The sequence below is a fragment of the Rhodoferax sp. genome (assembly GCF_014859475.1).
Classification (GTDB): domain Bacteria; phylum Pseudomonadota; class Gammaproteobacteria; order Burkholderiales; family Burkholderiaceae_C; genus Rhodoferax.
In genome coordinates this window covers 1-9,512 of the sequence record NZ_JACUUE010000095.1, presented here as the reverse complement: position 1 = coordinate 9,512, position 9,512 = coordinate 1, and the positions used below count along the sequence as shown (strand labels likewise).

The window sequence follows — 9,512 nt, the reverse complement described above, 5'->3', positions numbered from 1 at the left end:
CAGGCGCTCGGGGTTGGCTTCCAGTTGGGTCAGGGCATCGCGGGTGGCACGTGCCGTCAGCGAGTCTTCTTCCTGATGGATCAACAAGCCAGCCCCCAGATGGGCTGCCAGTCGCGCCGTCTGGATCAGGTAGCTTCGACCCACGACCGAAGAGAAGAGGTGCAAATGTCCCAGCGGACTGCACCATACATACTGAACCTGAATGGCGAGGTCCTGATAGTTCAGGGTAAACCAGGCACCCAGACTCAGGTCTTTCGCCCAGGCCATCGTGACCGGGCTGGCCTCGCTTGCGCCGCTATTCACGACCTCCAGGTCTGACGCATCGATGCCCAGCAGATCTTCGATGCTCTGCGCATCGAGCGGCAACTCCTCGGCACCATCGTTGCTGAAATAGTCTTCCAGATGCTCCAGACGATCGGCAAGGATTTGTATTTGTTCCATGTCGATGGCTTGCGTCCTGGACATGAACGCATCGGCCAGGATGTCGCTGATCACCTTGATGTGGCCATCCTGAACCACCTCGCTCAGGCTGAGCAGGCTCATGCCGGAACGCAAGGACTGCAACAGGCCCGGCAACTCGGCAATCACCCGGGCCCGATCCTCACGACCGGACTTGGCACTGGCCGCCCAAATCAGGTCGCTAGCGGCCTTCTTCAGCGCCAGGGTCGCTTCATGCTGTCCGCCGTGACGCATGCCGGCCACGGCAATCACCTCAGCCCACACCTTGTACAAAAAATCGCGAATGTCGTCCCGCACCGGCATGTCTTTGATCAGGTTGCGCAACCTGATGGTGCACTGAATCGCCAGGGTTTCTTTTTGTTCGACCTGCTGCACCACGCCCACGACCTTTTGGGTTGACGTTTTTTGAGTCAGAAAGTTTTTGAGGAATGCCTTGAACTCTTCATAGACACGTTGGTAAACACGCCCTCCCGCGTCCGGATACTGCTCAATCACCTGAACCACGCGCTTGATTTCGGCTTCCAGGTCTTTACTGCTGATGGCGCTGGCATCAAACCCCAGCACGCACGAGCCCATGTGGTCGATCAACTGGCGGGCGGGATGATCCGGCCGACTGAAGAATTCCGGATCGGCCAAGGCAATGCTCAAAACAGGCATCTGCAAGCGGGCAAACCAGACCCGGATGCGAGGCGGGATGCGGTCCTCTTGCAAAATTGACTGGAACATCAGCGTAATCAACTCGACAATGGCCTTTTCATTGTCGTTTTCCGCCAGCTTCTTGAGTTCTGTCGATTGCTGATGCAATTGCCCAGCCACCTGCACCAGCATCTGTTCCGACAGCGCTTGCTCGGCAGCGCAGGCATCACCAAGCAAGCCATCCGCCGCCGGGCGCCGGGCCAACGCGGCCATCAGCGGTTCGGAGGGTACGTACTGGAACGTTGACGGAAAATTTTGCTGCCGTGCCATGTCGGTCAACAAGCGGCCCACTCGGTCCAGCGCATTCATCTCGTGCGCGCCACCCTGGCGGGTGCCAACCCCCGTCAACGCAGGCCAACCCGGCCCCCCCCGAGAGGGCATGGCAGGTGCGCCCTGATTGGGCAAGGCAGGCAATCCTTTAGTGGGCGCGGCAGCCGGTTCGACCTGCTCATGAGCACGAGCCACTGGTTTTGGCTGGGCGCGCCCTTCTGGCGCGATCACGGGCATCACGCCCTGCGCCACCAATTCGGCATTGCAGCGCGCATAAATCTGGTGCCACTGGTCATTGATATGCTTTTGCACCACCGCGTTGATCAGCGGCCATGACGCAAGTGAAAAACCGCATGCAACCCACTGCTCGACCATGGCCTGCGCCAACACTTCGGGGTGAACAATGTCTAGCGCCGACAATTCCTGTTGTGGATTCAGTGATTTAAGCCGCTTGCGCAAATCATTGACTTCGCTGGCGGCCACTTCCATTAACGACAAGGCAATGCGCGAGGCAAGCATCTGGTTTTCGACCGTCTCGGTACTGACCAACTCCAGGTCAAGGTCCAATGACAAACCAGCTAACCGCGGCACCTCGGGTTTTAAAGCCGTCCGCCAGGCCTTGGCCGTGCCCTCAACCCAGGACTTTCCCTGGATTTGGTACAGGGTCCAGGTTTCACGAAGCAACTGCGGTTCTGCCGCAAAAGCGACTTCCCTTGACAAAGTTGTCAAATGCAGCGCTATCACTTCTCGCAGCGCAGCCATGGACTGCGCCGCTTCATCGACCAAGCGCTGGCGCATGTGCGCCGCAAGTTGCAACTTGTTTTGAGCCGGTAATGGAGTCGCCATGCGAAAAATTCTAAACTGTGGCGCCCGCATTGGGGTCGTTCGGATCAAGCTCCTTTTTGCCCGTACCGCCCTTGACCAGGTCTTCGCGCTTGATGCCCAGCCACATCGCGATGGCAGCAGCAACGAACACCGACGAGTAAATGCCGAACAAAATGCCAATGGTCAGCGCCAGCGCAAAATAGTGCAACGTGGCACCGCCAAACAGCAGCATCGACAGCACCATCATCTGCGTCGAACCGTGGGTGATGATGGTGCGGCTGATGGTGGAGGTGATGGCACTATTGATGATTTCCTGGGTGTTCATTTTGCGATAACGGCGAAAGTTCTCGCGAATCCGGTCAAAAATCACCACCGATTCGTTCACCGAATAGCCCAGCACCGCCAGCACGGCAGCCAGCACCGCCAGCGAAAACTCCCACTGAAAGTAGGCAAAAAAGCCCAGGATGATGATCACGTCGTGCATGTTGGCAATGATGGCTGCCACGGCAAACTTCCACTCGAAGCGCACCGCCAGGTAAATCATGATGCCGATCACCACAAAGACCAGCGCCTTCAGGCCGTCTTCAACCAACTCCTCCCCCACCTGCGGACCGACAAATTCGGTGCGACGCATGGTGGCCGAGGCGTCAAGCGCCTGCAGGGCATCCATCACCTGGTTGCTTTGCTGAGCCGAACTGACGCCTTTTTGCGCCGGCAGACGGATCAGCACATCGCGCGCGGTGCCAAAGTTTTGCACCTGCACATCGGTAAAGCCGAGCTTGGTCACCCCCGCGCGCACCGCGCCCAGGTCGGCTGGTTGTGCATAAGTGACTTCCAGCAAGGTACCACCGGTAAATTCGACCGACAGATGCAGCCCGCGCGAAAACAGGAAAAACACCGCCGCCAGAAACGTCAGGCCGGAGATAAGGTTGAACACCAGCGCATGGCGCATGAACGGGATGTCGCGTTTGATTCGAAAAAATTCCATGGTCTCTTTCTTGCCAAGCTGTTATTGACCGGCCTTGAGCGCGGTGCCGGTGTCAGGACGCCAGATCGTCCCGATCGACACCGATTTAAGGCGGTTTTTGCGTCCATACCAGAAATTGACCACGCCGCGCGAGAAAAACACGCCGGAAAACATGCTGGTCAGGATGCCCAGTACGTGCACCACGGCAAAGCCGCGCACCGGGCCCGAGCCAAAGGCCAGCAGCGCCAGGCCCGCGATCATGGTGGTGATGTTGGAGTCGAAAATGGTCGCCCAGGCCCGCTCGTAGCCGGTATGGATGGCCGCCTGCGGCGACGCGCCAGCGCGCAATTCCTCGCGGATGCGCTCGTTGATCAGCACGTTGGCATCAATCGCCATGCCCAGCACCAGCGCCATGGCAGCCATGCCGGGCAGCGTCAGGGTGGCTTGCAGCATCGACAGCACCGCCACCAGCAGCAGCAGGTTGAAGGCCAGCGCAATGCTGGAAAACACGCCAAACAGCATGTAGTACAAGCACATGAAGATGGCGACCGCCACAAAGCCCCAGGTCACGCTGTTGAAGCCCTTGGCGATGTTCTCGGCACCCAGGCTCGGGCCGATGGTGGTTTCCTCGATGATTTCCATTGGCGCGGCGAGCGAGCCGGCGCGCAACAGCAGCGCCGTGTCGTTGGCCTCGGTGGTCGTCATGCGGCCCGAAATTTGCACCCGACCGCCGCCGATCTCTGTGCGAATCACCGGCGCCGTCACCACTTCGCCACGGCCTTTTTCAAACAGCAAAATGGCCATGCGCTTGCCCACGTTTTCGCGCGTCACGTCACGAAAGATGCGCGTGCCCTTGGCATCAAGATTCAAGTTGACGGTGGGCTCCTGGGTCTGGCTGTCAAAGCCGGGTTGTGCGTCGGTCAGGTTTTCGCCAGTCAGAATCACCTGCTTCTTGACAATGACCGCCTGGCCATTGCGCTCCAGATAGCGCTCTGAGCCAAACGGCACCACGCCGGCACCCAATTCAGCGGCGCGCGCCTCGGTGCTTTCATCGACCATACGCACTTCGAGCGTAGCGGTGCGGCCCAGAATGTCCTTGGCCTTGGCGGTGTCCTGCACGCCCGGCAACTGCACCACAATGCGGTCGAGCCCCTGCTGCTGGATGACCGGCTCGGCCACACCCAGCTCGTTGATGCGGTTGTGCAGCGTGGTGATGTTTTGCTTGAGCGCCTGATCCTGGATGCGCCGCGCGGCCTCAGGCTTGATGGAAGCGGTCAGTTTGAATTCGACACCCTCGGCCGCATCCACGGTTTGCAGGTCGGCAAACTGGTCTTCAATCACCACCTTGGCAGCTTCCAGCGTGGCAGCATCGCGGAATTTGACCTCGATGGTCTGGCTGACCCGGTTGATGCCACTGTGACGGATATTTTTTTCACGCAGGCTGGTGCGCAGGTCGCCCGACAGCGATTCAGCGCGCTTGGTCAGCGCCGCCTGCATATCGACTTGCAGCATAAAGTGCACGCCGCCGCGCAAGTCCAGCCCCAGGTACATCGGCGACGCATTGAGTGCGGTCAGCCAGGCGGGCGAGCGCGACAGCAAATTGAGCGCCACCACATAGCCCGGGTTGCCGGCATCGGGCACCAAGGCTCTTTGAATCACGTCCTTGGCCTTGAGCTGGGTGTCGGTATCAAGCAAGCGGACCTTGATCGAATTGCCATCCAGCGCCACCATGTCTGGCGTGATGCCAGCCGTTTTGAGGGCGCCTTCCACCAGGGTCAGCGTGCCCACATCCACCTTGACCAGCGGCTTGGCGGCAGAGACCTGCACGGCGGGCGACTCGCCAAAAAAGTTCGGCAGGGCATACAAGCCCGCCACCACCAGCGCGATCACGATGATCACGTATTTCCAGACCGGGTAACGATTCATGACCGCCCTTATGACATCAAACTACAAATGCTGGCCTGGGCCAGCGCCAGGGCAATTTATTTGATGCTGCCCTTGGGCAGGACTTGCACCACGGCACTGCGCTGCAGATGCACCTCGACACCATTGGCCACCTCAATATCGATGAAAGCATCACCCAATTTGGTGACCTTGCCCAAAATGCCACCTGCGGTGGCAACTTCATCGCCCTTGGCCAGGGCTTCGATCATGGCTTTGTGCTCCTTGGCTTTTTTCATTTGCGGGCGAATCATCACAAAATACAGCACCACAAACATCAGCACCAGGGGCAGCATGCTCATGAGCGAAGACTGCATGTCGCCGCCAGCGGCAGCGGCGGGGGCGGTTTGGGCAATGGCAGAAGAAATAAACACGGCAATCTCCAGTAAGGCAAAAAATGAAACAGCGGCCGTCAAGGACGCGCGCTGGCGCCCGTTTCAGGCAAACGCGCATTGTATGCGGGCGCCAATCACGGCCAATCACCACCCATCAGTCAGGTCAGTGCCATCATCAGCTCCGAAACTCGCCGACCAGCGCCTGCCATTTTTCCATGGCGCGCGCAGAAGAGCGCGCCTTGACATGGCCAAAGCCACGAATATCTTGCGGAATTTGCGCCAACGCCAAGGCCATTTGATAGCGCGCCAGGTCGGTACTGTCCGGGCCAGCACCAAGCACCCGGCAAACGTCTTCGAGCATGGCCTGGTAGCACGCAATCCAGGCGCGCTCCTGGCGCCGTTCTTCGGTGCGACCGAACACGTCAAATGCCGTGCCACGCAAGCCCTTGCAGCGCGCCAGCCATGTGAAGGCCGTCATCATCCACGGCCCATAGCGCTGCTTGACCAGTTCACCGCGCTCGTTGGTTTTGGCCAGCAGCGGCGGTGCCAGGTGAAAGTGCAATTGAACATCGCCCTCGAACTGTTGCGCAATGCTGGCGGCAAAGCCGGGATCGGTGTGCAGCCGGGCCACCTCGTACTCGTCCTTATAGGCCATCAGCTTGAACAGATTGCGCGCCACCGCCTCGCTCAAGGCGGTTTTGCCCCAGGCCGCATCGACCTGCTGCACGCGCGCCACCCAGGCGCGGTAAGACTCAGCATAAGCCGTGTTCTGGTAGGCCGTCAAAAACGTCACCCGGGTCGCCACCAGTTCGTCGAGCGTCGGCTTTTTGACGAACGCAATCACGCGTGCGCTCTGCAACAGCGCCAGCACCGCCGGCAAATCGTGCGCGCAATGGCGACCCCATTCAAACGCCGCCTGGTTGCTGGCCACCTGCACGCCGTTGAGTTCCATGGCGCGCAGCACGGCGACCCGGCTCAGCGGCACGCGTCCCTTTTGCCAAGCGTAGCCCAACAACAGCGGATTGCTGTAGATCGAGTCGCCCAGCGCCAGGGTGGCCACCTGCTCGGCATCGAACACACCCAGATCGGGCGCTCCCACGTGGGCGGCAATGGCCGCCTCGCAACCGCCCTCGGGAAACTGCCACTGCGGGTCGTGCACAAAAGCGGCAGTGGGTGTGGCGTGGCTGTTGAGCGCGACAAAGGTGCGCCCGGACTGCATCACCGCCAGCGTGGCCGGGCTGGCCGCCACAATGGCATCGCAGCCAAGCACCAGGTCGGCTTTGGCGGTATCGACCCGGCTGGTGTAAATGGCTTCCTGGCGATCGGCAATCTGGATGTAGCTCCAGGTGGCGCCGCCCTTTTGCGCCAGGCCGCCGGCATCCTGCGTGACCACGCCCTTGCCTTCAAGGTGCGCCGCCATGCCCAGCAACTGGCCGATGGTGATGACCCCGGTGCCGCCGACACCGCCCACCACAATGCCCCAGGCTGCGGTCGCAGCAGGCAATAACGGTTCCGGCAAGGCGGGCAGCGCATCCAGGCTGCCCTGCGCATCCTTTTTGTTTTTTTTGAGTTGCCCGCCCTTGACCGTGACAAAGCTCGGGCAGAAGCCCTTGACACATGAAAAGTCCTTGTTGCAGGTGCTCTGGTTGATGCGCCGCTTGCGGCCAAATTCGGTCTCGAGTGGCTCGATGCTGAGGCAGTTGGACTGCTCGCCGCAGTCGCCACAGCCTTCGCACACCGCTTCGTTGATCACCACCCGCTCATCGGGCTCGGCCAATGTGCCGCGCTTGCGCTTGCGGCGCTTCTCGGTGGCGCACATCTGGTCGTAAATCAGGGCGCTGGTGCCCTTGATCTCGCGCAGCTCGCGCTGCACGCGGTCGAGCGCGTCGCGGTGCTGCACCGCCACGCCTGCTGCCAGCGCCGCGCCCTGGTATTTGGCCGGGTCATCGGTCACGATCACCAGCTTTTTCACGCCCTCACTGAGCAGGCTGGCCATGATCTGCAACACGCTGTGACCCTCGGGGCGCTCGCCCACGCGCTGGCCGCCGGTCATGGCCACGGCATCGTTGTACAAAATCTTGTAGGTGATGTTGACGCCCGCCGCTATTGATTGGCGAATCGCCAGCAGACCGCTGTGAAAGTAGGTGCCGTCGCCCAGGTTGGCAAACACATGCGTGTCAGTGGTGAACGGCTGCTGCCCGACCCAGGCCACGCCCTCGCCGCCCATCTGGCTGAAGGTGCTGGTTGACCGGTCCATCCACAGCGTCATGAAGTGGCAGCCAATGCCGGCCAGCGCGCGCGAACCCTCGGGCACGCGGGTGCTGGTGTTGTGCGGGCAGCCACTGCAAAACCAGGGCGTGCGCTCGCCGGCGTCGGTTTTCAAGTCGAGGGCAACGCGCGCCTTGGCGTCGAGCACGGCCAGATGCGCATCGATGCGCGCCGCCACGTCATCGGGCAAGCCCAGTTTTTTCAGCCGCTTGGCAATCGCCCTGGCGACCAGCGCCGGGTTCAGGTCGGCCTTGGCGCGCAGTAACCAGTTGTCGGACGGGTTGGGTCGGCTCCACTCGCCGCTGCCCTCATCGTCACCCTCGAACTTGCCAACCACGGTGGGGCGCACGTCAGCGCGCCAGTTGTAAAGTTCTTCCTTGAGCTGGTACTCGATGATCTGACGCTTTTCCTCGACCACCAGAATCTCTTGCAGGCCGAGCGCAAAGTCGCGCGTGATGCTGGCCTCGAGCGGCCACACCACGTTAACCTTGTGCAGCCGGATGCCCAGTTGCCGACAAACGGCGTCGTCGAGCCCCAGGTCGTGCAGCGCCTGGCGCGTGTCGTTGAAAGCCTTGCCGCTGGCGATGATGCCAAAGCGATCTTGCGCGCTGGCGAACACGTTGTAGTTGAGCTTGTTGGCGCGCACATAGGCCGCCGCGGCATACCACTTAAAGTCCATCAGCCGGGCCTCCTGCACCAACGCCGGGTCGGGCCAGCGAATGTGCAGGCCGTCCGCTGGCATGGCAAAGTCCTCGGGCAGCACGATGCTGACGCGATCGGCAGCCACATCCACCGGGCTGCTCGACTCCACCACCTCCTGGATTGTCTTCATGCCCGCCCACACGCCCGAGAAACGGCTCAAGGCAATGGCGTGCAGCCCCAGGTCAAGAATGCCCTGCACGTCGGACGGGAAAAACACCGGCAGGCCGCAAGCCTTGAAGATGTGGTCACTCTGGTGCGCTGCGGTCGAGCTTTTGCTGACATGGTCGTCACCGGCCACCGCCAGCACGCCGCCATGCCGGGCGGTGCCGGCCATGTTGGCGTGCTTGAACACGTCGGCGCTGCGGTCCACGCCCGGCCCCTTGCCGTACCAGATGCCAAACACACCGTCGTATTTTTTGCTCTGCGGGTACAGGTCGAGCTGCTGCGTGCCCCACACGGCGGTGGCCGCCAGCTCTTCATTGACACCCGGCTGAAACACGATGTGATGCGCGTCCAGATGCTTTTTTGCCGCCACCAGCGCCTGGTCATAGCCGCCCAGCGGCGAACCGCGGTAGCCGCTGATGAAGCCGGCCGTGTTCAGACCGGCCAGGCCATCGCGCTGGCGCTGCAGCATGGGCAAGCGCACCAGCGCCTGCACCCCGCTCATGAACGCCCGACCCTGCGTCTGGCTGTATTTGTCGTCCAGGCCGACCGACTGCAAAGCCGTTTGGGCCGCCTGGGCCGTTTTGGGTAACGGGGCATTCATGGGCAAGTCTCCGATTCAAATTTTGCGAACAAGTGGTTCCAAACGCATTATTAAGCAGGCGCGGAAATCGGGATGGGTTCAGAGTTGCCCTTGGCTTGGGCTTGGGCCAGGCGAGGCAAGGCGAGGCGCCTCAGATGCGCTTCGCTTTGCGACATCGGCGGCGTTTCCGCCACGATGTGCTGCGCAGCAGCACGAGACGCTGGCATTGGCTGTCTTGCACCCCACCCCCCCCCTTCTGTATGCGCCTGCGCTGGGTGGGTTTTGCGGGATCAGGCGTCGCGAT

6 protein-coding genes are annotated in these 9,512 nt (G+C 61.2%); all 6 read right to left on the bottom strand.

Annotation, left to right across the window (positions count from 1 at the left end):
* Positions 1 to 2,271: DUF1631 family protein (locus tag IBX54_RS09430; RefSeq protein WP_296542402.1), on the bottom strand; the 2,271-nt coding region annotated here is incomplete at its 3' end.
* Between the two features lie 10 nt (positions 2,272 to 2,281).
* Positions 2,282 to 3,238 (bottom strand): protein translocase subunit SecF, encoded by a 957-nt coding sequence (gene secF / locus IBX54_RS09425; protein WP_296542401.1) that lies wholly within the window; start codon positions 3,236 to 3,238, stop codon positions 2,282 to 2,284.
* 21 nt (positions 3,239 to 3,259) lie between these two features.
* Positions 3,260 to 5,143, bottom strand: a complete 1,884-nt coding sequence (gene secD / locus IBX54_RS09420) for a protein translocase subunit SecD (RefSeq protein WP_296542400.1) — start codon at positions 5,141 to 5,143, stop codon at positions 3,260 to 3,262.
* A gap of 56 nt (positions 5,144 to 5,199) precedes the next feature.
* Positions 5,200 to 5,532, bottom strand: a complete 333-nt coding sequence (gene yajC, locus IBX54_RS09415) for a preprotein translocase subunit YajC (protein ID WP_296542399.1) — start codon at positions 5,530 to 5,532, stop codon at positions 5,200 to 5,202.
* 136 nt (positions 5,533 to 5,668) lie between these two features.
* Positions 5,669 to 9,229, bottom strand: coding sequence for an indolepyruvate ferredoxin oxidoreductase family protein (locus tag IBX54_RS09410; protein WP_296542398.1), 3,561 nt, complete (start codon positions 9,227 to 9,229; stop codon positions 5,669 to 5,671).
* A gap of 50 nt (positions 9,230 to 9,279) precedes the next feature.
* Positions 9,280 to 9,435 (bottom strand): hypothetical protein, encoded by a 156-nt coding sequence (locus IBX54_RS09405; RefSeq protein WP_296542397.1) that lies wholly within the window; start codon positions 9,433 to 9,435, stop codon positions 9,280 to 9,282.
* Positions 9,436 to 9,512: the final 77 nt, after the last annotated feature.